General features: G+C 47.7%; 17 protein-coding genes and 1 riboswitch. Of the genes, 12 read left to right on the top strand and 5 right to left on the bottom strand.

From position 1 onward, the window contains the following. Positions 1–33: 33 nt before the first annotated feature. A riboswitch (glycine riboswitch) is annotated at positions 34–129 on the bottom strand. A 184-nt stretch (positions 130–313) separates the two neighbouring features. Further along, the gene (gene gcvH, locus AC0MA3_RS21845; protein ID WP_379157393.1) at positions 314–706 is read left to right on the top strand and encodes a glycine cleavage system protein GcvH; all 393 of its coding nucleotides are present in this window, start codon (positions 314–316) and stop codon (positions 704–706) included. 107 nt (positions 707–813) lie between these two features. Here gcvH and AC0MA3_RS21840 read toward each other — a convergent pair whose 3' ends face one another. Both AC0MA3_RS21840 and AC0MA3_RS21835 read right to left on the bottom strand, forming a co-directional pair. Beyond that, positions 814–1,662 carry a flagellar motor protein MotB gene (locus AC0MA3_RS21840; protein WP_379157396.1) on the bottom strand — a complete coding sequence of 283 codons (849 nt, stop codon included), beginning with the start codon at positions 1,660–1,662 and terminating at the stop codon, positions 814–816. Beyond that, the gene (locus AC0MA3_RS21835) at positions 1,659–2,444 is read right to left on the bottom strand and encodes a flagellar motor protein (protein WP_379157399.1); all 786 of its coding nucleotides are present in this window, start codon (positions 2,442–2,444) and stop codon (positions 1,659–1,661) included. Before AC0MA3_RS21835 ends, AC0MA3_RS21840 begins: the two co-directional genes overlap by 4 nt. Positions 2,445–2,624: 180 nt before the next feature. Here AC0MA3_RS21835 and uvrB point away from each other — a divergent pair, with 180 nt between their 5' ends. Beyond that, positions 2,625–4,616, top strand: coding sequence for an excinuclease ABC subunit UvrB (gene uvrB, locus AC0MA3_RS21830; RefSeq protein ID WP_474657760.1), 1,992 nt, complete (start codon positions 2,625–2,627; stop codon positions 4,614–4,616). A 371-nt stretch (positions 4,617–4,987) separates the two neighbouring features. Then, the gene (gene uvrA / locus AC0MA3_RS21825; RefSeq protein ID WP_474657759.1) at positions 4,988–7,861 is read left to right on the top strand and encodes an excinuclease ABC subunit UvrA; all 2,874 of its coding nucleotides are present in this window, start codon (positions 4,988–4,990) and stop codon (positions 7,859–7,861) included. A 166-nt stretch (positions 7,862–8,027) separates the two neighbouring features. On the opposite strand, the gene AC0MA3_RS21820 is transcribed toward uvrA, so the two are convergent. After that, positions 8,028–9,677, bottom strand: a complete 1,650-nt coding sequence (locus AC0MA3_RS21820; RefSeq protein WP_474657758.1) for a nitrite/sulfite reductase — start codon at positions 9,675–9,677, stop codon at positions 8,028–8,030. Between the two features lie 436 nt (positions 9,678–10,113). On the opposite strand from AC0MA3_RS21820, the gene AC0MA3_RS21815 reads away from it, so the two are divergent. The 6 genes from AC0MA3_RS21815 (at position 10,114) to galU (ending at position 18,630) form a co-directional block, all read left to right on the top strand. Further along, complete coding sequence (locus AC0MA3_RS21815) at positions 10,114–10,323, top strand: hypothetical protein (protein ID WP_379157412.1); 210 nt, start codon at positions 10,114–10,116, stop codon at positions 10,321–10,323. 147 nt (positions 10,324–10,470) lie between these two features. Continuing rightward, positions 10,471–11,631, top strand: a complete 1,161-nt coding sequence (locus tag AC0MA3_RS21810; RefSeq protein ID WP_474657757.1) for a S1C family serine protease — start codon at positions 10,471–10,473, stop codon at positions 11,629–11,631. Continuing rightward, entirely contained in the window at positions 11,609–13,531 is a 1,923-nt protein-coding gene (locus tag AC0MA3_RS21805; protein ID WP_474657756.1) for a stalk domain-containing protein, read from the top strand. Before AC0MA3_RS21810 ends, AC0MA3_RS21805 begins: the two co-directional genes overlap by 23 nt. Before the next feature lie 358 nt (positions 13,532–13,889). Further along, positions 13,890–14,561, top strand: coding sequence for a PDDEXK family nuclease (locus AC0MA3_RS21800; protein WP_474657755.1), 672 nt, complete (start codon positions 13,890–13,892; stop codon positions 14,559–14,561). Positions 14,562–15,047: 486 nt separating this feature from the next. After that, positions 15,048–17,567: a U32 family peptidase gene (locus tag AC0MA3_RS21795; RefSeq protein WP_474657754.1), complete on the top strand. Its 2,520-nt coding sequence runs from the start codon at positions 15,048–15,050 to the stop codon at positions 17,565–17,567. Between the two features lie 175 nt (positions 17,568–17,742). Further along, positions 17,743–18,630: a UTP--glucose-1-phosphate uridylyltransferase GalU gene (gene galU, locus AC0MA3_RS21790; RefSeq protein WP_474657753.1), complete on the top strand. Its 888-nt coding sequence runs from the start codon at positions 17,743–17,745 to the stop codon at positions 18,628–18,630. 272 nt (positions 18,631–18,902) lie between these two features. Here galU and AC0MA3_RS21785 read toward each other — a convergent pair whose 3' ends face one another. Further along, a complete protein-coding gene (locus AC0MA3_RS21785) occupies positions 18,903–20,003 on the bottom strand; it encodes an acyltransferase family protein (protein ID WP_474657752.1) in 1,101 nt (366 codons plus the stop codon). A 506-nt stretch (positions 20,004–20,509) separates the two neighbouring features. After that, positions 20,510–23,257 carry an O-antigen ligase family protein gene (locus AC0MA3_RS21780; RefSeq protein WP_474657751.1) on the bottom strand — a complete coding sequence of 916 codons (2,748 nt, stop codon included), beginning with the start codon at positions 23,255–23,257 and terminating at the stop codon, positions 20,510–20,512. Between the two features lie 172 nt (positions 23,258–23,429). Here AC0MA3_RS21780 and AC0MA3_RS21775 point away from each other — a divergent pair, with 172 nt between their 5' ends. Genes AC0MA3_RS21775 through AC0MA3_RS21765 form a run of 3 tightly spaced genes read left to right on the top strand, consistent with a single transcriptional unit; the run spans position 23,430 to position 25,979 of the window. Continuing rightward, entirely contained in the window at positions 23,430–24,227 is a 798-nt protein-coding gene (locus AC0MA3_RS21775) for an ABC transporter permease (protein ID WP_474657750.1), read from the top strand. Continuing rightward, a complete protein-coding gene (locus AC0MA3_RS21770; RefSeq protein ID WP_474657749.1) occupies positions 24,217–25,485 on the top strand; it encodes an ArnT family glycosyltransferase in 1,269 nt (422 codons plus the stop codon). The genes AC0MA3_RS21775 and AC0MA3_RS21770 overlap by 11 nt, the downstream gene beginning before the upstream one ends. Continuing rightward, on the top strand, positions 25,482–25,979 hold the full coding sequence (locus AC0MA3_RS21765; RefSeq protein ID WP_474657748.1) for a hypothetical protein: 498 nt from the start codon (positions 25,482–25,484) through the stop codon (positions 25,977–25,979). The genes AC0MA3_RS21770 and AC0MA3_RS21765 overlap by 4 nt, the downstream gene beginning before the upstream one ends. Positions 25,980–25,990: the final 11 nt, after the last annotated feature.

Here is a 25,990-nt window from a genome sequence, read left to right as displayed (position 1 = left end):
TGCCAGGCAGGTTCGAATAGCTCTCCAGAGATGCGTCCGGCAAAGGTCCTTTTGCCTGAGAGATTCACCCTTCCGGGCTTACTCCTTCGGCGCTGTCTTCTCGCAGACAGTCTCTCCCTATGCCTTCATTCGCAAACCGTATTGTTTTCTACTGACTCCATTAAACCGGGTATACAACTCCGCTGTCAACATAAAAACGTCAAAAAGATGACAAATTTTATTTTCCTGTCAGCTATATTGACATTGCGCAGCGCAATCACTTAGTCTATAACTAATTTTACAACTCCAAATTTGGAAAAGAGGCGGCTTAAGAATGAGTGAAGTGCTAGACGACCTGTTGTATAGCGAAGAACATGAATGGGCACAGCAGGGTGAAGGGCGCATAGTACGTGTCGGAATTACGGATCATGCCCAGCATTTACTTGGCGATATCGTATTTGTAGAGTTTCCTGAGGTGGGGGCAGCCATCTCGGCTGGCGACAGCGTGGGCAGCATCGAATCCGTCAAGACGGTATCGGAGCTCTATTCTCCGGTATCAGGGACAGTGACCAAGATCAACGACGCACTGGAAGCCAGTCCGGAGCTGATTAATGATCAGCCTTACAGCGGCGGATGGATTTTTGAGCTGGAAATCACCGGTGAGTTCGCAGAAGCAGCGTCGGGACTGCTGGATGCGGCAGCGTATGGCAAATTGATTGAAGAATAGGATATCCTTCGAACTCTAGTTTCGGCGTATAAAATAAAGACAGACTCTCACATCACATTTTGTACCACTAATGTGTGAGGTCTGTCTTTTTGTGGTCTAATTGTGCGCTACTCCCCTTCCTGAAGCTGCCGCAGTACCGTAATCTCTACGCGCCGGTTTTTCTGCCGTCCTTCTGCAGTAGAATTGCTCACAGCAGGGCGGGTATCAGCATATCCGGCATATTGAAACGTATTCGGATTCAACCCCTCTTTATCCAAAAAGAAGCGCAGCACCGAGAGAGCACGGGCGCCGGACAGTTCCCAGTTGTCGTTATAACGGGAGCCGGCAGACACTGGTGTATTATCGGTATGGCCCTCGATGCTGATGGTTGCTCCAATTCCGCGGAATAGTCCAGACAGCTGCCGCAGCGCGGGGAGCGCGGGTGCTTTGAGCTCGGCCTGTCCGACGTCGAACAGGTAACGGTCACTGAGCGTAATCGCAATGCCTTGCGGTTTATCCGCCACAAAGATCTGGTCTCCCAGATTGTTGTCGTTGACATATTTGGTGATGACGCCCATTAGCGCAGCCAATTTGGCTTCCTGTTCACGGAAGGACTGCTCACGAGCCGAAGGCTCTGTGCTGTCAGGGGATGGGCTGGCCGCATTGTCCTGATTGAGACCGGCTCCATCCTTGCCATTCTCCTCCCCATTCTGACCTTTCCCCGTCCCTTCCGATTGCAGTCCCTTTTGACCATCCAGCACGCCGCTTCCACCATCCAATACCGGATTTCCGCTTCTGAAAGTGTCCGTTAAAGAGCTGGTGACGATGTTGAATTTATGTGTATCCAGACTGCTCATGGCATACAGAACCACGAAGAAAATAAGTAGCAGTGTAATCAGATCGGCATAGGTAATCATCCACCGGTCGCCGTTTTCTCTTCCTCCTGTTCGTGGCTGCCTACGGTTTCTCTGTCTCATGAGGGACCTCTGGTAGTCTCGATACGACGTTCCCTGGTGGAACGGTTCAAGAAGGAACTTAGCTTTTTACGGACAAGCTGGGGATGATCCCCGTTCTGAAGGGCAAGAATGCCTACCATAAGCATTTCCATAGTGCCCAGTTCACTTTGGCTGCGGGATTTGATTTTGGAGGCAATGGGTAAAAATATTAGATTAGCGCTGGCCACACCATATAGAGTTGCTGTAAAAGCAACTGCGATGGAAGCTCCCAGGTTGGAGGGATCGGTTAGACTGCTGAGTACGCGGATCAGACCCATAACCGTGCCGATGATGCCCATAGTGGGAGCATAGCCTCCTGCGGCTTCGAAGATTTTGGCATAGCCCTCGTATTTGAGCTCTTTAGCGTCCATCTCGAGCTCCAGAATCTGCCGGACCTGCTCGGGGTCTGTTCCATCAACAATGAGCATAAGTCCTTCACTGGTAAAAGGGTCGGGATGCTCTTCGGCTTTTTTCTCCAGGGCCAGCACACCGCCGCGTCTTAAGACTGCAGCCATAGCAATCAGCTCTTCTGCCTGTTCTTCTGAAGTATCCTTATGTCTGCCAAAAGCTACCCGTACCGCCGCTGGCACGGAACGCAACCTGGACGCTGTGAAGCTGATTAGCACGGCGGCAAGCGTGCCTCCGAATACGATAAGTGCAGCATTCAGCTGAAGCAGGCCGGACAGGCTTCCGCCTTCCCAGAAAAAACCGCCTATCATTGCGGCCAGACCAGCCAGCAGTCCGATAATTGAAGTAATATCCATGTGTTCAAGCTCCTTAAAGTTCTATATATTATGGTTTGCATGAATCTGGGCAACACTGTATAATAAACGGGAACAAGTATTCTTATCTTCCATATATTTCAGTAGGTATGGAGTGAGAATCATCAGGGCCACAATAATAATATATTCATATATTTTAGACGATAGAGGGGAGACGGGCAAATGAATGATATTGTCGTCAGTACGCAGACTTTTCAGTTGGAGTCCGAGTATACACCCCAGGGCGATCAGCCTCATGCCATACAAGAATTAGTAGACGGCATCCGGCAGGGCAAGAAGCACCAGACGCTGCTGGGAGCGACCGGTACAGGGAAGACCTTTACCATCGCACAAATGATTTCCAAGCTGAACCGGCCAACGCTGGTTATTGCGCATAACAAGACGCTGGCTGCGCAGCTGGCGAGTGAGTTCAAAGAGTTTTTCCCAAGCAATTCGGTAGACTACTTCGTCAGTTACTACGATTATTATCAACCAGAGGCGTACATTCCCTCCTCCGACACCTACATCGAGAAAGATTCCAGCATAAATGAAGAAATTGATAAGCTGCGCCACTCCGCGACCAGTTCCTTATTCGAACGGCGTGATGTCATTATTGTAGCCAGTGTTTCCTGTATTTACGGTCTCGGTTCACCGCAGGAATACGGAAGTCTGCTGCTGTCGCTGCGCGTGGGTATGGAGAAGCCGCGGAATCAGATCCTGAGCAGGCTTGTGGATATCCAATATCAGCGCAACGACATTAATTTTGTACGGGGCACTTTTCGCGTACGCGGTGATGTGGTAGAGATCTTCCCGGCCTCACAGGGTGAGCATGCCATCCGCGTAGAACTGTTCGGCGATGAGATCGAACGGATAACTGAAATTGATGTATTGACCGGAGAATTAATCGGCGAACGCGATCATGTGGCAATTTTCCCGGCATCCCACTTTGTTACCCAGGAAGAAACCATGCGTGTGGCCCTGGTGAATATTGAGCGTGAACTGGAAGAACGGCTGGCTGTACTCCGGGACGCTGGCAAGCTGCTGGAAGCCCAGCGGCTGGAGCAACGGACCCGTTATGATATTGAGATGATGAAGGAAGTCGGTTTCTGTTCCGGGATTGAGAACTACTCCGGACCACTCACCTTCCGTGAGCCGGGAGCAACCCCCTACACACTTATGGACTATTTCCCTGAGGATATGCTGATTGTAATCGATGAGTCTCATGTAACACTGCCGCAGATCCGGGCGATGTACAACGGCGACAGGGCGCGCAAGACAGTTCTCGTAGAACATGGCTTCCGTCTACCATCTGCGCTGGATAACCGGCCGCTGCAGTTTGAGGAATTCGAAGACAAGGTGAAGCAGATCGTCTATGTGTCCGCCACACCGGGACCTTATGAAATGGAACACTGCGAGACTATGGTTCAGCAGATCATTCGTCCTACCGGCCTTTTGGATCCGATTATCGAGGTTCGTCCGACAGAGGGACAGATCGATGATCTGATCAGCGAAATCCGGGACCGTGTAGAGCGTGACGAGCGTGTGCTCGTTACGACTTTGACCAAGAAAATGTCTGAAGACCTGACAGATTATTTCAAGGAAATTGGTATAAAGGTCCGCTACATGCACTCTGACATCAAGACGCTGGAGCGTATGGCGATTCTGCGTGACCTCCGGTTAGGGACCTTCCATGTTCTCGTAGGGATCAATCTACTACGGGAAGGCTTGGATTTGCCGGAGGTATCCCTGGTCACAATTCTTGATGCCGACAAGGAGGGCTTCCTGCGTTCCGAGCGTTCACTCATTCAGACCATCGGCCGTGCGGCCCGTAACTCCAATGGCCGTGTAATCATGTACGGTGACCGTATCACAGATTCGATGGAAAAAGCTATGACCGAAACCCAGCGCCGCCGGGAAACGCAGATTGCCTACAATGAAAAGCATGGAATTACACCCACTACGATCAACAAGAAGGTCAGTGATATCATCGAGGCAACCAAGGTTGCCGAGTCCAAGGCTGATTATCTCAACGGTGTGGGCGGGAAGATGAACAAGAAGGAGCGCCAGAGCCTGATGCAGCATCTGGAGGCAGAGATGAAGGATGCCGCCAAGAATCTTCAATTCGAGCGTGCCGCAGAGCTGCGAGACGCACTTCTGGAGCTGCGTGCAGAGTAACACAAAGCCTTTCGCACATGTGATACACACAGTAAAGTACAGGAACGGCGCTATCTAAGGCCGTTTCTTTTGGATAAATGTCCATTCGCCTTTGCGCATCCCGAAGGGACAGCCACAGTCTGTAGTTAGCGCATCCCGAAGGGACAGCGGGTTTCGCTGGAGCGCCTACATTCCAGCGGTCCCGAAGGGACAAGCGCTCATCATCCCGCATGAACTAAGTTCATCCCCCCTCACTCCTTCGCCAGCAGGCTTGCGGGTGTCCAGAGGGTGCAACCCTTGGGGCCCTCCCTTGGCTAAGGGAGGGTTTGGGAGGGATCGAAAATATTTTGAAATAGCTTTGAAATAGCTTTGATATTTAGGAGGTTATACCGTTGGCGAACGAAAATATTGTAATTAAAGGTGCGCGAGCGCACAATCTCAAGAACATTGACGTAACGATTCCGCGTGACCGCTTCGTCGTGCTGACGGGACTTAGCGGCTCCGGCAAATCGTCGCTTGCGTTTGATACGATCTATGCGGAAGGGCAACGCCGTTATGTGGAATCCCTGTCAGCTTATGCCCGGCAATTCCTGGGCCAGATGGAGAAGCCGGATGTAGATTCCATTGAGGGGTTATCCCCGGCGATTTCCATTGACCAGAAGACAACAAGCCGCAATCCGCGTTCAACCGTAGGTACGGTTACGGAGATTTATGATTATCTGCGGCTGCTATTCGCCCGGGTAGGACATCCGCATTGTCCGGATCATGGCATCGAGATTACTTCCCAGACCGTCGAGCAGATGGTAGACCGGATTATGCAGTTTCCCGAGAAGACCCGGCTGCAGATTCTGGCACCAGTCATCTCCGGACGCAAAGGTGAACATAAGGGATTGTTCAGTGATATCTCGAAGCAGGGCTTTGTCCGGGTGCGCGTGAACGGTGAACTTCGAGAAGTGACTGAGGATATCGTACTTGAGAAGAATAAGAAGCATACGATTGAGGTCGTGGTGGACCGGATCGTCATCAAGGATGATGTCACTACCCGGCTGACGGATTCCCTGGAGACCGCGCTGAAGCTGTCCGGCGGGCAAATTCTGGTGGATATTATCGGACAGGAGGAACTGTTGTTCAGTTCAAGCTTTGCCTGTCCGGTCTGCGGGTTCAGCATCGAGGAGCTTGCGCCGCGGATGTTCTCTTTCAACAGCCCTTTTGGAGCTTGCACGGAATGTGACGGGCTAGGCATGAAAATGGTGGTTGATCCGGATCTTCTGATTCCCGATCCAGAGAAAAGCATTGAAGAAGGCGCCTTTCTAGCTTGGACAGGCAGCACATCGAACTACTATCCGCAGTTTCTGAAATCGGTCTGCGAGCATTTCAAAATTCCGCAGAATGTGCCGGTGAGCAGTCTGTCACCAGAGCATATGGAGAAGCTGCTGAATGGAACGGGAAGCGAGAAGATCCGCTTCCGTTATGAGAATGACTTTGGCCAGCGGAAGGATGCGCTTGTCGCTTTTGAAGGAATTATTCCCAATCTGGAACGCCGGTACCGGGAGACAGCCTCCGATGGTATTCGTGAGTTCATTGAAGGCTTCATGAGTGCCAAACCTTGCCATGTGTGCAAAGGCAAAAGATTGAAGAAGGAGATTCTCGCCGTAACGGTCAATGACCGTAATGTTGCGGATGTGACCGATTTGTCTATCGGGGACTGCCTCGAATTTTTCGAAAACCTTGTGCTCAGTGAGAAGGAGACAGCCATTGCCAATCTGATTCTCAAAGAAATCAGCAGCCGTCTAGGTTTCCTGGTCAACGTAGGTTTGAATTATTTGACGCTCAGCCGTGCAGCAGGCTCACTCTCCGGTGGTGAAGCGCAGCGGATCAGACTGGCGACCCAGATCGGCTCCAGTCTGATGGGCGTGCTGTATATTCTCGATGAACCGAGTATTGGTCTGCATCAGAGGGATAATGACCGCCTGATCTCGACGCTTGGGCATATGCGCGATTTGGGCAATACCCTGATTGTGGTCGAACATGATGAAGATACGATGATGGCTGCCGACTATATTATCGACATTGGACCAGGTGCGGGGATTCATGGCGGACAGGTTATGTCCCAAGGTACGCCTCAGGAGATCATGAATGATCCGAATTCCTTGACCGGGGAGTACTTAAGCGGACGCAAGTTCATTCCGGTTACCTCCAACCGGCGCGCTACGGATGACCGCTGGATTGAAATCCGCGGGGCCAAGGAGAACAACCTGAAGAATGTGAACGTCAAAATTCCTCTGGGAGTTTTCACGGCCGTAACCGGGGTGTCGGGCTCCGGCAAGTCTTCGCTGATTAATGAAATTCTCTATAAGAGTCTGGCGCGTCAGTTGAATAAGGCGGTCAAGGTACGGCCAGGTCAGCACAAAGAAATCCGCGGCCTCGAAAACCTGGACAAAGTTATTGAAATTGATCAATCGCCAATCGGACGGACACCGCGTTCCAATCCGGCTACCTATACAGGCGTCTTCGATGATATTCGTGATTTGTTCTCCAAGACGAATGAAGCCAAGGTGCGCGGATTCCAGAAGGGCAGATTTAGCTTCAATGTCAAAGGCGGCCGTTGTGAGGCTTGCCGTGGCGATGGCATTATCAAGATTGAGATGCACTTCCTGCCCGATGTCTATGTTCCCTGCGAAATATGCAAAGGCAAACGCTACAACCGCGAGACGCTGGAAGTGAAATACAAAGGCAAGAGCATCTCCGATGTACTGGAGATGACTGTGGAAGATGCAACAGAATTCTTTAAGAACATCCCGAAGATTCATCGTAAAATGCAGACTCTGCTCGATGTTGGACTAGGGTACATCAATATTGGCCAGCCGGGAACCACCTTGTCCGGCGGTGAGGCGCAGCGCGTGAAGCTGGCGTCCGAGCTGTACCGCCGCAGTACGGGCAAGACCTTGTACATTCTGGATGAACCTACAACGGGGCTGCACGTAGATGACATAGGCCGTCTGCTTGAAGTGCTGCACCGTCTGGTGGATTCCGGCGAATCCGTACTCGTCATTGAGCATAACCTCGATGTAATTAAGACCGCCGACTATATCATTGATATGGGACCGGAAGGCGGCAGTGGCGGGGGGACTGTTCTTGCTACTGGGACACCAGAGAAGATTATCAAGGTGGAGGAATCCTACACCGGCAAATACCTGAAGCCAGTATTGCTCCGTGACACCGAGCGCACCAAAGCTCTGGAGCTGCAGACTTCGGATACCGTATAACCGGGGAGGATGCGAAGTAAGGCTGGAACGATTCTGGCTTGTAGCCAACAACAAGAAAGGGCCGTGGCACTGCACCACGGCCCTTTTCCATATCGGCAGACTACTTAAGGAATCTTGTGAAGTATTGACTGCTGATCCCTTGGAACTCGATATATTTCACAAGACATTACTCCTCGGACATCATCACAGCCTCGGCTTCCAGAATGGCGGTAAGCTGTTCTTGAAGTGCAGGCACGCCTACGCGTCCTGTGAACGCATGGAAATTCTCCTGCTCTTGCCGCTCTTCAGTGTAGAAGGAGATGAGCTGTTCCAGAACGGGCCCTACCCGGTCAGCCTTTACGCGGCCTTTCAACGGGCGGGCGAATTCAGCAGCAGGTCCTATGTCACCGCAGCCAAGCGTTCCGCCAACAGCGATGTCGAATGCTTCGGTCATACCGTCCGGTGTCTTCATCAGCGTGCCCTGCAGGCCGATATCGGCCACCTGCTTTTGTCCGCAGGCATTGGGGCAGCCGATAAAGTGAATGCGCAGCTTCTCTTCCAGTTGGATATGCTCATCTAGATAGGCTGCGACCCCGACAGCACGCTGTTTGGTCTCCACAAGTGCAAGGTTGCAGAATTCATTGCCTGTGCAGGCGACAGTGCGGCTGATGAAGTTTTTGGCTGATGGCGACAGCCGCTGCAATACTGGTGCTTCCAGAAGAGCGCTGAGTTTCTCGTTCGGAACTCCGCTGATGATGATATTTTGTGACATCGTGGTGCGGAGTTTGCCTTCGCCGTACTGATCGGCTAGCTCGGCCAGCTGTTCTAGCTCATCGCTGTTCATTCGTCCGACGGGAATATTGAGTCCAACATAACTAAGACCTTCCTGAACCTGCGGGTGAACTCCATCAAAATATGCAGCTTGCCAGCCCAGCGTCTGATCCTCGCCGCGCGTAGGCAGCTCGCCTACGACTTCTATCAGTTTTTCCTTGAATTTCTCCGCGCCCCAGTCGGCGACAAGGAATTTCAGGCGGGCATGATGACGTTTCTCCCGGTAACCGTAGTCCCGGAACAGCGTAACCACACCGGCGGCTACCTTCAGCGCCTCTTCAGGTTTTACGAAGATATCAAGCTTCTGGGCCAGATGGGGTTTGGCCGATAGCCCGCCGCCTACCATCACATGGAACCCCGGCGTTTCAACGCCATCGATTACTTTTACGGCGGGGGTGTAGGCCAAATCGTTAATTTCGGCCTGCGCGTTATTATATGGGTTGGCAGACACAGAGAGTTTGAATTTGCGTGGCAAGTTGGAGAAGTCACGGTTCAGCATGAAAAAATCATTCAGTTGCTCCACAATATCCGTTGTATCAAAAAGCTCATCCTTGTCGATCCCTGCCAGCGGGTTGCCGACAATCGTGCGCGGACAGTCGCCGCAAGCTTCGAAGGAGTACAGGCCGGCAGCTTCGAGACGCTGGAAGATATCCGGCAGCTGCTCAACGGTAAGCCAGTGGAACTGTACCGCTTGACGTGTAGTCACATCCACCAGGTTCCGCCCGTACAGTCTGCCGATTTCAGCGATTGCTCTGGCTTGGCGAGTGGTCATAATACCGGTGTTGATCCGTACACGCATCATGAAATGGCCGTCACGCGGCTTTTGCTGATATACTCCGGCCCATTTGAATAAGTCCATATCATCGGCCGGGATAGAGTTGTAGCCCTCCAGAGCATATTTTTCAATAATAGTGCGGATTACATCGAGCCCGTCCTTCTGCAATTTGACGAATTCGAACTTATTCAGTTTATCGGGTGCAGCACTCCATAACGGTTCGTAAGCCATATCTATACATCCTTTCTGCGTATGTATCTGTTCCATCCGAAAGTCTTAAGATGATAAGCCTGATGGTAACATGGTCGGCAGTCCTCCGGCAGTGAGGGTTGTAGCACTTCGGTATAACAATTTTTTATAAAAAAATAAGGACTTGCTAATAGGCCAAGTAGGCATACGCAAGGCATGTCCGTCGTAAGATTCAAACAGGGGTATATCCGTTGAATGAATAGATAGATGATGAGTTCTTTGACAAAGCGTGCACATAGGCGGATTCGATGATTCAAATCGCTGATGTGCTGTATATTTTTCACGACAAAAAAGTTTTTGTGGCAATTACATAATTTTTTAAGTATTTTCTATTGCGCCACTGAAATGGTAGCGATAACATAGAAGGAGATATGGAATAGATGAACTAGCTTGACAATACTCTTGGGGAGGTAATGCCATGCTGCTTGCTGAAGCTGCCGCGCAAGGACCGTCTAAATTTCATACCTTTGATGTATTTATGATTTTATTCACCGTTCTGATCTTAATCGGAGTGATCCGGCTGCTCCGGGCACCTCAGAAGAACAAATTCGCCATTGCCTTTGGAGTGGTGAGTCTGCTGGTATTCCTGGTTTCAGACTACGCAATGGTGTTGAATTGGATGAGTTAGGTACACTAGTTACAATTGCAGAGTATTCTATTATAGAAAGACACCTTTAACCGCCTTTGGCGCTGAAGGCGTCTTTTTATCATTTACTTACAGAGAATCTTGTAGATCCAAGCAATTCATAGATATAGAGAGGGCCGGTGAAGATGAATGTGGTGGGGGAAACGAAAGAATATAAAGCGTCTTAGCCTGCTGTTGTGTGGAATACTGCTGTCTGGTACGGGAAGCGGTGCTTATTCTGCCATGGCAGCGGCAGTTCCAGATAGTGATCCGGCTGCAGCCATGGTTCTCCAGAATGGGGCATACATACAAGTTGCCACTGCAGCAGCCAGCAACAAGAATGCGGAGACGGCCGTTGATGCGGTACCGCAGATTATTAAGGAGGTATCTCCCTCTGTGGTGGGCATTATCGGTAAATATACCGGTGACCGCATGAGCGGACCGGATGACCGGTACAATCTGACCCATGGCTCGGGAATTATCGTCAAAGCGGATGGCTGGATTATAACCAATGCTCATGTGGTACAGGACTTGCAGAACGCGGTAGTGGTGACATCAGATGCCAAAAGTTACAGCATCAAGGCCTCCTATATTGATGAAGTCAGTGACCTGGCGCTAATCAAAATTAATGCCAAGTTCCTGAAGCCTGCCAGATTTGCCAGCGCATCGAACAAGATCCAGGTGGGGGAAAAGGTAATTGCCATCGGGACACCCATTTCCTTTTCGCTGCGGAATTCGGCTACAGTTGGGGTAGTGAGCGGTCTGAACCGGGCCGTGGATGCCGCCTATCGGCTGATCCAAAGTGATACGGCCATTAACCCCGGGAACAGCGGAGGTCCCCTGGTCAGCATGAAAGGGGAGGTGCTGGGGGTGAACAGCCTGAAGTATGCTGCGGTTGGTGTGGAAAATATGGGTTTTTCCATTCCAGCGGATACCGTGCAGTACATCATGAACCAGTTGTTCAAATACGGTGAGGTCAGACGCCCCAGCCTCGGTCTGGAGCTCGAGGAGAGCTGGTCGGCAATTGTGGGGCTGCCTGCTCAGGACCCGTTGACTGTAACGAAGGTTGTATCTGCAGAAGCAGTACAGGCCGGGATTGCTGCCGGGGATGTGCTCTATGCGATTGACGGACACCGTGTAGCTTCACTGGTGGATATTAATGAGTGGTTCAAAAACTATAAACCGGGGGCAGTAGTGAAGCTCCTGATGCAAAGTGACGGGGACATTGTGACCCGCAAGCTGGCGCTTAGTCAAGGTGATCCGCTGAGCGGCGGAAAGGAGGCGGAGGATGATGACAATCATGAGAATTAGGCGGAATGGGCTCTGCATGTTGCTGGCAGTGTTAGTACTGTTGGCAGGTCTGCCACTCCAGGAAGCGCAGGCATCAGAGCAGAAATTGCTGAAGCTGAATCTCAAGGTAGGCAGTACTACTGCAAGCATAAACGGTGAGAAGGTTGCCATTCAAAAGCCCATAGAGGATAACGGAACAGTGCTCGTACCGCTGGGCGTATTCAAAAAAGCCTTCGGCAGCACCGTATCTCTTGGAGCGGACAATGTGATTAAGGTGATGTACGGGCCTCATACGGGAGCCATGACCATTGGCAGCACCACCGCCTGGAAGGACGGGGTTAAGATTATGCTTCCTGCTCCTCCGCGTATGGTATCGGGAACGCTGCTGGTTCCGCTGCGTTTTGTGGCTGGAATACTGGGAGCGCGTGTTTCTCCAGGAAGCGGCGGCGGACTCCAGATTACGCTGTTGCCCCCTGAGGGTGAAGAAGTAGACCAAGACAGTAGCGGAATTGACAGTGATGTCGGCAAAACTCGGATAGGCAACAGTTACTATGGGTGGAGCATGAACTATCCATCCGGACTAATTGTCGGTGACAGCGGCGGTAATGAAAGTGTAGCCACTTTTACCAATACAGAGAACCAGTATTATCTGGAGGTTCATGTGTCGCCATTGGAAACCGCTGCAGATCCGGATGAATTGCTGGAGAGACTTGTTCGTGAGGCGGAAGAAGGCGGCGAGACCATTCTGGACCGGGTCATTGTTCCGAATGCGGAGGTTCCCTATGCCCGGATTGTCAGCAAGGATACCAGCGGAGCCTTATGGGAAGGCCGTCAATACTACAGTAACGGAAAAGTATACGAGCTCTACCTGACTGACGATAATGCAGGCAATTATAAGGATCTGAATCCATACGCTTCGCTGCTCAACTCCTTTATCCCTTCCTTTAACGCCAGTGACAAAAGTATTCGAGACCTCTCAACGGTCAAGAACGGATTGCGCGAAGGATACAACGACGATTACGGCATATCGCTACAAGTTCCGGCAGGCTGGAATACGGATGATCAGCATCTGTACTATGAGAGTAACAAGGGAAGCCATCTGCTTGTAAAAGTTTCCTCAGCCCCAGCCGGGTCTACGCTGGAAACCTGGAGCCAAGATCTGGATTCGCAGATTCGCGACACCTATGTGCAAGGAGCATATACCATACAGAAGGATACCCAGGCTGTGGTTTCCGGTGAACCTGTGCTCGTGAAGGAGACAGCGCTGAATTCTGGCAACGGCTGGAGTACAAAATATCAAATCCTTTTGCAAAAATCGGGCTACCGCTACTACATCGAATATGTGGTGGCGTCCGGGCAAGAGGAGGACAAGGCGCGATTCAAGACGATTCTAAGCTCAATAGATATTGATTATTCCAGAATCAAGGAGAACTTCGGCAGGCTGGAGACCGATGATTATAAGGCGCTCCGCAGCCAGGCTGTAACCAGAAGCTCCAAAACCTACGGCTACAGCATAGATATTCCACGCCTGTGGGTACCTTATCAGGATGTATTTGAGAGTCAGGGCGTAGAGTACCGGTTCACCGGCGGGCGCTTTCAGATCAATGCCAGCCCGGAGGGTTCAGTGGAGTATGCGGTAAGTCTTCTTCAAAGCTACTACAAGAACAGCAAAAATGATCCCAAAGGTCCACAGCTAATCAGCGTAGAGGAGATTACCTTTGCAGGTGTCCCAGCCACGCTGCTGACCGTCCACCAGACGAAGGGCGGTATCCCTGGACAAACGAAGCAATTGGTTTTTGGTAAAGATGATCTGGTCTACACCCTCACCATAATCGTGAATGACGCTAACTCGACAGCTACCCAGCAAGCTGCCTTCGAGACGACGCTGAAGTCCTTCCGCCTGACGGAAGGTGGGGAGTAGGGAAGGCGTCAGGGAGAATAGCAAGCTTAAGCGGAGGGATATACAGTCCGCATAAAATTTGGCTGTGAAATGTTGGTGGCCCTTGATCCTGCCAGCGAATCCCTCCAAATCTATGCTCCGATCCAGATTAGAGCCCCAGCTGCATGTGCTACTCCTGAGCTGGACTCCTAAGCTAGGCCGCCTGTGCTGGACCTCTGAGGCTGAACCCCCCGGGGCTGGATTCCTGAGCTGGGCTGCTTCTCCTAACTGTTGCTGCCCTTCTCTGAGCAGATGTATAATAAGGTCAGACGAAGAACGTCCCATTGCCTTTTTGGCAGCTTGGGGCGTTCTTTTTTTTGGCGAAAGAGGTGGAGGGGCAATGGTTGGAGGTTTTGAAAAAGAGCATGAAGCGTTAGTGGAGCGCCATTTAAGTGTGCGAACAGGGGAGCGGCGAGGGAGGCTGGCCAGGGGACATCAGTATGCGGAAAAGCTGCTGCTGCAAAATGTCTGGTGGCCGTTGTTCGGCAACCTGGATCATTTGCATCCAGAGTATGAAGTGTATGATTGGAACCGTAAATCACAATTCCTGGATTTCGCATTCATTCCGCCTTACGGGAAATTCGGACTGGAATGTGACGGATATCAGAGCCACGTGAAAGACATGGACAGAGAGAAGTTCAGTTATTCTTTAAACCGTGATACCTTTCTGACAGGCATGGGCTGGAAAACCATTCATTTTTCATTCGAGGATGTACAAAAACGTCCGGAAGTCTGCCGTATGCTGCTGCAAATGGTCATCGGTCCAACATTAATAAGAAACTCACCAGCACCTTCAATTTCACCTCAGGAAAGAGATGTATTAAGAATGGCCTGGTGCACAGGAACGGGGGTTCGTCCAAAAGATATCATGGTCCAGTATAATGTTAACTTTCGAACAGCGCGGAAATGGCTGCAAGGCCTGGTCGAAAAAGGAATGCTGCGCCCTATGCATAAAAATGCGTATATCTGCTATTACGAGCCGGTTGAGGGTTTTCCAGAGGTGTGGTCGTAGAGAGACACGTAGGGGATACTCAGAGAGCCCTCGCAGAAAGTAACTTATTTGAAAGTCTCTAGCAGAGAGTCCCTCGTTGAGGGTCCCGTAGAGAGCCCACGCAGAGAGATCGCTGAGAATGTTGTATGTTTTACAACTTTGTTTGCTGGATTAGCTTGTATTAAGTAGATTGTTGCACAGAATACAAGTTATTCTCTCCTTAGCCATGCCTAAGCTGGATAAATGCTGCCTTTCATACAACATTACTTAACTTAAGCCCCGAATTCAGCGGAAATATTGTATTTTGTACAACACGAGATCCGGTGGAGTGCACGATACAACGGTTTTGTTGATCCGGAAGGCAAATTTTCAAATTTGCAAGATACTTTACACTGGAATTCATATAATTCTTGGCAAATCAATGGCGTACTGATGTGATATTTGATACAATAGATAGGTTAAAAAGCTTTAAATGACCCGCCGGCAAGGCGGTTTGGGAGGATATAAATGAACGAGCAAGGAATACGCAGAGAAGACGTGGAGCTGTTGGCTCCGGCGGGTGACTGGGACTGCATGCGTGCTGCGGTGGCGAACGGGGCAGACGCTGTCTTTTTTGGCGTAGAAAAGTTTAATGCACGGGCGAGAGCGAACAACTTCCGCATGGAAGAACTGCCGGAGATTATGGCATTTCTGCACAGCTATGGGGTGAAGGGGTTCCTGACCTTTAATATACTGGTATTTGAAAATGAGCTGCCTGACGCTAAGGAACTGATCGACGCCTGTGTGGATGCGGGTGTGGACGCGGTGATCGTGCAGGATTTGGGATTGGTCCAAATGATCCGCGAAATCTCACCGGACTTCCCGATCCACGGTTCTACACAAATGACGATTACTTCACCGGAAGCGGTGGAATTCACCAAACCTTGGGGGTTGGAGCGTGTAGTGCTCGGCCGCGAGAATAACCTGAAACAAATCCGTACGATCGGGGAGCAGGCCCGTCTGCCGATGGAGGTTTTTGTGCATGGGGCGCTGTGCGTCTCCTATTCCGGCCAGTGTCTGACATCCGAAATGTGGGGCGGACGCTCCGCCAACCGCGGGGAATGCGCACAGGCCTGCCGTCTGCCGTATGACCTGATGGTGGATGGCGAGATTAAGCCGATGGGCGATGTGACCTATCTGCTGTCACCTAAGGATCTGGCGGCGATTGATCTGATGCCCGAGCTGATCGAGGCAGGAGTAACCTCCTTCAAGATCGAAGGACGACTCAAAAGTCCGGAATATGTCTCGAATGTGGTGAGCAAATATCGTAAAGCGATTGACCGTTATTTTGAAGGGAATTGGTCACCCACTTCCAAGGAGGATATCCGCGAGCTGCAGCAAAGCTTCTCCCGCGGCTTCACACATGGCTTCCTGGAAGGCACCAATAATAAAAAGCTTGTAGACGGTACCTTCCCGAAAAGCCGTGGCGTCTATATGGGGACCGTCGAACAGATTCTGCGCGATGGTGTAGTATGCCGAATTCATGCACCACTTAAGCGTGGGGATGGCATCGTGTTTGACGCTGGCGATCCGACGAAGAAAGAAGAAGGCGGACGCGTCTACGATCTGCGCCGCAAAGGTGTCAAGCTGGAAGGCGAAGCTGGAGAAGGCTGGATTATCGATATTGTCCCTGGACGGAATGACGTAGATCTGCGCCGCCTGCATGTCGGCGACCGCATCTGGAAGACGAATGACCCTGCGCTGGACAAGGCGCTGCGTCAGTCTTACGAAACCGAGAAGCCGTACCGGGTCTTCCCGGTGCATGTGAAGGTGGAAGGCCGCGTAGGCGAACCGCTTGCCACTTGGTGGACCGACGTTCAGAAGAACGTGACGGTTCGCGTGGATTCGGAGCTTCTGCTGGAGGCCGCGCAGAAGCGTCCGATGGATGCCGCCCTGCTGGAAGAGCAATTCGGCCGCCTGGGCGGGACCGTATTCCAGCTGGAGGCCATGGAGTCGCATCTGGAAGGCGACGTGATCGTGCCTATGCGCGAGCTCAACAGCATCCGCCGCCAGGCGGTGGAGCTGCTTGCGGGCGAGCGCCCCAAACCTCCCGTCTACGTGAAACGGGAGGTAGAGGTCTACGGCGGCGCTTCCCGCAGGGGCGCCGCAGGTCCGCACGGTGAAGCGGAGCTCACCGTGCTGTGCCGCAGCCTGCCGCAGGTACAGGCTGCCCTCGACGCCGGCGTTAAGAACATCTACGCCGATTTCGAATTCATCAAGCAGTTCCCGGCAGCGGTAGACGCTGTACGGGCTGCAGGGGCCAGCATAGCGCTTGCCACACCGCGCATTCATATGCCCGGCGAGAATGGCTACCATGCCAACATCCTGCGACTGCAGCCGGATGCTGTCCTGGTGCGCAATACCGGGGCGCTCTATTATTACCTGAAGCGCCGCATGGAAGAGCCGGATGCCATACATCCGCGCCTGATCGGCGACTTCTCCCTGAATATCGCCAATCACAAAGCGGTAGACCTGTTCCTGAACGCAGGCTGTGACACAATAACACCGTCCTACGACCTGAACATCCAGCAGATGGTTGATCTGCTGGAACACAGCGATACCTCACGTATTGAGGTCGTGATCCATCAGCATTTGCCGATGTTCCATACCGAGCACTGCGTCTACTGCACCTTCATGAGCGAAGGCACAGACTACACGAACTGCGGTCGTCCCTGCGAGGAGCAACGTGCTTCCCTTCAGGACCGTATCGGCATGGCTCACCCTGTCCGTGTAGACGAGGGGTGCCGCAATACCGTCTATAACGCAGTGGAACAGTCGGGTGCGGAATACCTGAACAATTTCCGTGAGCTCGGTGTGAACTCCTTCCGTGTCGAGTTTCTGGAAGAGACACCTGAGCAGGTCGCGGAAGTCCTCAGCCTCTACAGCCGTGCGCTGCGCGGAGAGATCTCCGGCACACAGGTATGGAAAAGCCTGAAGGCTACGAATCAGCTCGGGGTTACCCGCGGACAACTGGTTAACGCAAAGTAAACCGATACTAATATTACATCACGCCAACAAAGCCAGTGACTGAAGAGTCTTGTTAGACAAGCTCTTAGTGCACTGGCTTTTTTTCGAAAAATAGGCTTGGGTTCTCCAGTGATCATCCTGCCAGAACTCACCCAAAACTGCTATAATTAAATCAAATATGCGAAGGAGCCCTGCCATGAAGATCCGCAAAGCCATTATTCCCGCAGCCGGTCTCGGCACCCGCTTTTTGCCTGCGACCAAAGCCATGCCCAAAGAAATGCTGCCGATTGTAGACAAACCAACGATCCAATATATTGTTGAAGAGGCTGTCGCTTCCGGCATTGAGGATATCATTATTGTAACGGGCAAAGGCAAACGTGCGATTGAAGACCATTTCGACAACTCGTTTGAGCTGGAATTCAATCTGGCCGAGAAGCAGAAGTGGGAGCTGCTGGAGTCTGTACGCAAATCCTCCGAAATGGCCGACATCCACTACATCCGTCAAAAGGAACCAAGGGGCCTCGGCCATGCCATCTGGTGTGCCCGCAAATTCATCGGCGATGAGCCGTTTGCCGTTCTACTCGGGGATGATATTGTAGAGGCTGATAAACCTTGTCTAAAGCAAATGATCGAAATTTACGAACAATACAAATCCTCCATCGTAGGCGTTCAGCCTGTGCCATGGGAAGAGGTTTCCCGTTACGGTCTGGTGGATGGTACGGAATTGGCGGATAGAGTCTACAAAGCCAATCGTTTGGTGGAGAAGCCCAAGAGAGAGGATGCTCCGTCCAACCTCGCCATCCTGGGGCGGTATATCCTGACTCCGCGTATCTTTGACATGCTCGGCGAGCAGCAGGTAGGTGTAGGCGGGGAAATCCAGCTGACTGATGCCATCTCCCACTTGAGCGAAGTGGAGCGCATCATTGCTTATGATTTCGAAGGCAAACGCCATGACGTCGGCGAGAAAATGGGCTTTATCCAGACCACGATTCACTATGCGCTACAGAATAGTGAGCTCAAGGAAGGGCTGCTTGAGTACCTCAAATTGGTTATTGATAGTGAGGCGCAGAAGGCGGCGAAGTAATAGGCTCTTAAAGCCTTTTTCTCCAAAACACGACAATCATCATCCTCATAGTATTGTTGTACAAATCAAAGAGCGCCACGCTGAATTCACTCAGTGTGGCGCTCTTTGATTTATTTGGTCTACTATATCTTTACTAGAAACTGAAATTAACCTTAGTTTATGGTAAGTATACTAAAGATATGATTTAAAATACGCGATTGTTGCTAGGGTTAAGGAGTCTTGGGCGGCAGAATTTTACTAGGTAAATAGCTATAGAATTAATTATGCATAATTTATGATGTTTTTGCATTATCGCTTATAGAAAAAGGTTCTTTACTTCTTCGCTGAGTTAACACTTTTCCTAGATATATCGATGGAACTTCAATAAAATAATGCATACCTGTCGCCAACAACAAGGAGATGAAGACAGCTACTATAGACAAGGTAATTGTTGACATGCTCTCGTAATATTTTAGAAGCATGAACAAAACTATAATGTGACTCAGATATAGGCTATATGAAATCTTGCCAATAAAATGGATTGGTTTGAACAATAAGAAACTAGAAAAACATTTAAAGCTTAATGCAGCAACAATGATCAGGGATACGCCTACGGCAGAGATCCAATCACCAACAAATTCTGAAAGTGGTTGAGTTTGATTAGCAAGATTAATATATAAAATAATTCCAGTTATTAATACAGAAAATTTCTCAAGTACACCGAGGCTCTCAAAAAATCCGCATAATTCTTGTCTATATCTTGCTAATAAGGCTCCTAACATAAACATTGAGGTGTAATGAAGGGTAGAGTAGAAGTTAATTAAATAAAGTTGAGTATTAAAATAAGGGTGATGTAGGTAAAGGTAACCCGCAATACTTGTGAAAATAATACAAACACTAAGTATAGTTGTCCAATGTGACCTACGGAAAAAGAAGATCATCAAAATCGGAAATATAATTGAGATTCGCATTTCATGTGTAAGTGACCATACAACACCCATAAATGCGTCATAATTATAATTACCAATGAACAAGATATGTCCAATAACGTCATCACTCTTTACGTTTCCTTTATATACAAGCCATATAGCCAGAAATACAGCCACTAAGTAAGGAATGTAAATACGTGTAATACGTTTAGTAATGAACTTTAGGTAATTAAAGGGCTTTTTTGAGTAGAACTGCAAGGAAAGGACAAAACCACTTAGTATAAAAAAGAAAATGACGGCCTCATGAGCAGAAAAGAAAACTTTGAAAGGTGTGTAATCAATACAATATTTGAACCTACTCTCTAAGAAACCTGGTTTGTTTCGATAGAATAATGTAATAATATGAGCAAATAACACGGTTAAAGCAGCCAGACCACGTAAAGAATCTAATTCTTTATATCTCATTAGTTACCGCCTTCTGTGATAATTTAATTTCCCAATAACAAAGTATACAAAGCGAACCTAATACGGTCAAGGACTTCTCAGTTTGCGTGATACAATAGATTTATTAAACAGATATGCCACTACCATACTGCGCAACAAAAGACACGTCATAATAAGACGTGTCTTTGTCTTTCGGGTTTCTGAAGATTTTCTGAGAAAATTTTTGGATTGATAAATAAACATTCCACCAGTGATGTACTATATATAAGCCTGTATATCTCATCTTGCTTCCCATGCGCAATTTGAAGGGCATGGAACCGAATAGTATTACAGTAATTAGATCAATATATGAATTTTCGAAATCATGTGCCTTTGAAACAACCTTCAGGCTATTGTCTAATAAGCTAGTTATTTATGCGATAAAAATGGGGAAATACAAAGCAATTGGCTTAGTCTCCAATATAGCTTTGTATTTATCATCATTCCATCTCGTAATCAATTTGTCTCTTTTTTATTACAAGAGAATTTTAGTACTGCGTATTTGCAATGGTCTCGATCTGAACTGCTTCTGCAGGATCTGCTGCAATCAGCTTGTTATAGATCGTTTGATCCTGTTCAAGGTTAGCCTTCTTCAGGGCTGCCAAGTACCAACGGGCAATCTCACGGTTAGTGGCATCGCTGTAATCATTGGTGAGGCCAAGCTTCAGGGTTTCAGAGGCTACCTGGAACTGTCCACCCATCAGTTGAATTCTGCCTGCATTCAGTGCAATTGCCGGAGTCACTCCAAGTGATTGATGTTGCAGATCTTCAAGCAGCTGGTTATAAGCATTAAGTCCGACATTTAGGAACGTTACTTTACTGGCAGCATCTTGCTGTGTAAAGGCCTGTTGAGCCAACTCATAAGAGCGGGAAATGAGCGAAGTGTACCAGCTTGTATCCCAGAGGGTGCCGCTACCCATGACATCCGCGTAATTATCGCCTAACCCAAGCTTCAGGGTTGCCGCCGCTTCCTCAGTTTGTCCTGCGATCTGCAGCATTTTGCCGGCATTCAGAGCAATCGTTGGTGTTACTGAGAACGGACGACCTTGCATCTGCTCAGGAGGCAGAGTTTTCAGATGCTCTACACCATCAGTTACATGTTTATAGGCATCCAGACCTGTAGTAAGGTATTCCTTCGTTTTCCCTCCGTCTTTTTTGACATTTGCAGCACTTGCCAGCACCTGAGAACGGCTGATCAGAGCATCGTACCAATCAATGTCCCAATTGAACTTATCTGCATTATCCCGATAGACAGCTAAGGCGAGATCAGATTGTCCCTTCAGGTCGTAATAACTAGCAAGCTGCTGTAATAGCTGTTTATTATAAGGTTCGTCCTTGAGGGCGCGATTGAGAACATCGAACGACTCGCTTAAGTACTTTTCATCTTTGGTCTGATTGAACACCTGCTGATCCATAGAGGAGAGGTATGCTGCTGCCTCCGGATGGTATGGGCGATCCTTGAGTGCAGCAACTAATGGAGCTTTCAGTTCCTCATAGGATTGGCTGACACCAATCAACTGTTTGGCCTTCAATGCGGAACTGCTGGAACTGATTGAACTGATCGACAAGAATATCATGAAGACCGTACCGATCGTCAGTACCGCAAGATATCCATAACGCAGGCCTGTTTTATTCCAATTCCGGCTCAGTGGTTTGCTGTCCATGGCAACGCCCATCCCCGACAGACCTATAAAGATGAGAATTCCCATAAAAGCATAGCTGAGGTTGAAGTCCAGCAGACTGTGCAGAAGAATTGACAAGGCTAAGATATAGAAAAAGAATCCATTCTCAAATTCATTTTTGTCGCGTCTCAGATAAGCACGGATATATTTGTAGAAGATATAACCGATGAAGCCCATGAACACTATGAATCCGACAATACCAACCTCAATTAAATATTGCAGGAAGAAGTTATGCACCTGTCGGCTTACATATGGGTTGTTCTGATAATGTTCATACAGCGACGCCCAGCCCCCGCCACCGGTGCCAAGAATAGGGTAGTCTTTGATGACCTTTACGGCATCTTTATAAAAAGTAATACGTTCCAGTACACTATGCTGCTTGAAGTTTATGTTCTCCAGCCGAGTTTCCATATTAGAAGGCAGAATGCTGCGAGCGCTTGTTCCAATCAATAGGAAGGCAACAACAGCAACCAGGACAACGGAGAGGAGCGGTAGCCACAGCCCCACAAGTGTGCGTGATTCCCAGCCACTGAGCTTATTCTGTAGCCATGGAGCCATATAACGCTGAATTACCCAACTAAGAGCAGCGACAACTGCAGAAGCGCCAATCAGATAGCCCCAGCCTTTGAGAGCCGCAGCAGAAGTGAAGGTAGTATTCAGTTCTGTTCCTAGATTGGTCATTGGGCTGGCAATAGCAACTGAAGCAAGGCCCGCAATAACAAGATGAATAATCCAGAGAATCTGCTTCGAAGGCTTCAATGACAGAAGCAGAAGGATAAAGACTACAGGCAGCATGACCAGACCACCGCGAGACAAGGTCAACAACAAAGATACAATGATAGGTACGAGCATAAATGCATGGGTCAATGTCCCGTACCATTTCTTGGAGCGAACCAGGGCGAAGACAGCCACGAACAGAAATGCCATTAGAAAGGCTGCATATGTATTCGCATATTGGAAGATGGAGGTCAGTCGCAGGCCATTAGAATCGGTCATGACGGCGTCCATATATTTACCGCTGCGTACAGTATTAGAGAACCAACCAACCAGCCCTCCGGCGAATTTCCAGTTCCCCAGCCAGTTCAGCAATCCGAAACCTACTATAAAATAAGCGATGGCCAGTACAGCATTTTGAATGACAACATTTAGTTGCTTTTGCTTGAGCAGATATAACGCTATAATGAATACTGCAATATACATACTCTGAATAAAGAGAATGTTCATCGCCATATAATGCGAAGCAGCAACAAATAGCGACAGAGCGTAAGTTACAGGCAGCAGTATCGAAGCTACAACTACAAGGTCCCGCTGATCCTCGAGCTTGAACTTTTTGTAGTACAAGCCCACCCAGACTAGCAGCATAAGGCCGCTTAGCAGCGCAGACACGTATATCGGTCTCTCAAAATCTATTTGCTGCCCGTTAAACAATCCTACTTGAAATGGGGTCCACACCAAAAATAGAATGAAAGCAACCACCAATGCCCACACCGGGCTGGATATCTTTTCAACATTTCTCGACTGCACTGCGTTTTTACCGTATACTGGTTTCGACACGTTATAATCTCCTTTTCCTGTAGGTACGTGGATATTTTAACATAATTAAAATGTGTAATGATAGCACTTATTCGAAGGGATATAGAACATAAATTACTATATGGGGAAGGTCGGTTATTCAATAACTAAGTGCGAGAAAGAAGAAAAAACTAAAATGAATGGAGTTCTTTAGATGTTTCGAAATGTTTTGAGTTCGCTCAGAGAAAATAAGTATCTTATAAAAAATATGATTGTAAGAGATATTAAGCAAAGATATACTGGTTCAGCTCTAGGATTAATCTGGTTTTTCATTCAACCTTTGGCTACAATACTTATATATACCTTTGTGTTCTCTTTCGTCTTAAAGTCAAAATTAGGACCTGAATATGGAGGTCTTAGTTTTTCAATCTGGTTAATTTGTGGTTTGATCCCATGGATGTATTTTAATGAAGTAATAGTTAGAGGAACCAACTCTTTGATAGATAATGCTTCATTAATTAAAAAAACTATCTTTAATACTAAATGGACGGTTTTTTCTTATCTATTGTCAGGCATGTTTTCATTTTTTGTTTTTTTGTTCATTGTCTTTATATTATTTTTCTTCTTTGATGTCGCTTTAACGTGGAAGTTGCTTTTGCTTCCGATATATATCATTATTTTTAGTACTTTTATGTATGGAATTGCATTATTGCTATCGGCATTGAATGTGTACCTAAGAGATATAAATCAATTTTTATCAGTTTTCTTAAATGTTTGGTTTTACCTTACTCCGATTGTATATCCAATCACTATAATTCCAGATAAGTATAGATTCTTTCTTGAAATCAACCCCCTCTACCATTTTATCCAAGGGTTTAGGAATATTATGCTTTCTACAGGTGATTTCAATATTTCATCGTTTTGTTACATTACTTTCTTTGCTGTTCTGAGCCTGGCATTAGGATTAAAGGTCTTCAATAAATTAAAGGATGGTTTTGCTGATGTTCTTTAAGTATAAAATCAATACTAAGTTCGTATTATTCTCTATAGTACTATTGGCTATAGCTGTAAGAGTAATATATTTTCTATCCCAGCCTTTCCCCCTTACTCCAGATAAATTATTGAATTATTATCCTGATGAGAATGTGTATTATACAAATTATTTATTAATAACTGAAAAGGGCTTTTTCAGAGCTCTGCTTGATGAACAATCATTGTGGGCTGCTCCCCTTAATTCTATGTATATCTTCATATTAGCTGGGGTAACTAGTAAGCCCATCTTATTTATTAGATTGACTAACATTCTTGTAACCTCTATAAGTATTGTTTATCTGTATAAGATAGCTGTAAGGGTTTTTAACGTTAAGGTAGCTTTATTGTCATCATTGTTTATGGCACTGTATTACCCCTTGATTGAGATTTCTCCTACACTTTTAACGGAGCCTCTATATATTCTATTTATATTAATGAGTGGTTACTATGTGTTGCTTGCTTATGAAAATAGAAATTATCGTTACTTTATTTTATCTGGATTAATCATGGGCTTTGCGACCTTAACACGTTCTACCTATTTATTGGCTCCTTTCTTTTTGGGCTTTTTTATTTTAGTGCATTTCAGGAAACATCATAAGATGCTAAAAGGGCTTTCTATAATGTTAATTTCTTTTTTGATTATAGTGGGTCCGTTCTTTCTGAAAAATTGGATTGCATTCGATAGATTAACACTGAATAACGGATCTGGTGCTGTTTTATTTCTTGGTTCTAGAATGGACACTGAGGGGGATGAACCGCCTTATCGGGGGAAAAATTATGATACTTTTGAAATAACAAAGCCCTACACACACCTTCAATCGGAGGGGGACGATAAGTTAAAAGAAGTGGCTATTAACAATATTAAATCTCATTTTCCTGACTATATGTACTGGAATGTGAAAAAAATTGGTAGGCTGCTTGTGGGTAATATTTTTTATTGGTTTTATCCCTACCAGGATGTAGTGGGTTATTATCATAATGTAGGTCTAATTAAAACATTACTGAAATTATCAAACATGCTAGTAGTGATATCTATCGTTATATTTGGTTGGTACGAAATTATTAGATCAATAATTAGGAAAGGATTTAAAAATCCAATTGCCTTGATAGTCATCTATCACACAATAATCATGCTCCCTTTTCTAACCAATCACAGATATGGTGTTCCGATTATCTGCCTTATATCAATGTTCGGTTTTTCCTATTTTTTCAAAAAAGAAAAAGGTGAATTGAATTGAAACTGAAAAAAACTACAATAACACTAACATTAATTGTTCTTGCTGTATTTATATTCAATACTGGAGTTAGCAAATATATCTTCAGTTGGTACAGTTTCCAACAAAACGACTACAACAAACAGCAATTAGATATGAGGAATGCTGATATTCTCAATGCTGTCGACTTTACTGTGGATAAAAACCTGATGGATGGAGTGGGTCAGTCTGATGACCCCTCGTTGACTTTTAATTTTGATAAAGGGGAATATATCAAATCCTTAAGTTTGAATATTACTGTTACAGCGGATGATGTGCTTCAGATGTTTTTCATCAACCAGGACGGACCAGGATTTAATGAGATTAATTCGCTAAAAATTAATATTATACCAGGTGAAAACATTGTGGAGTTGAAGATTCCGATCTCCTATGCTGCCAAATTAATGAAATCAATTCGTATTGATCCTATTCAAACAAATAGTCATTTTACAATTAAGGATGTATATATTAACAAATAAACAGTTTAACG

The sequence above is a fragment of the Paenibacillus sp. LS-5 genome, assembly GCF_056121505.1.
The sequence above is the reverse complement of the archived record's forward strand: the minus strand, read 5'-3'. Positions and strand labels throughout refer to the sequence as shown.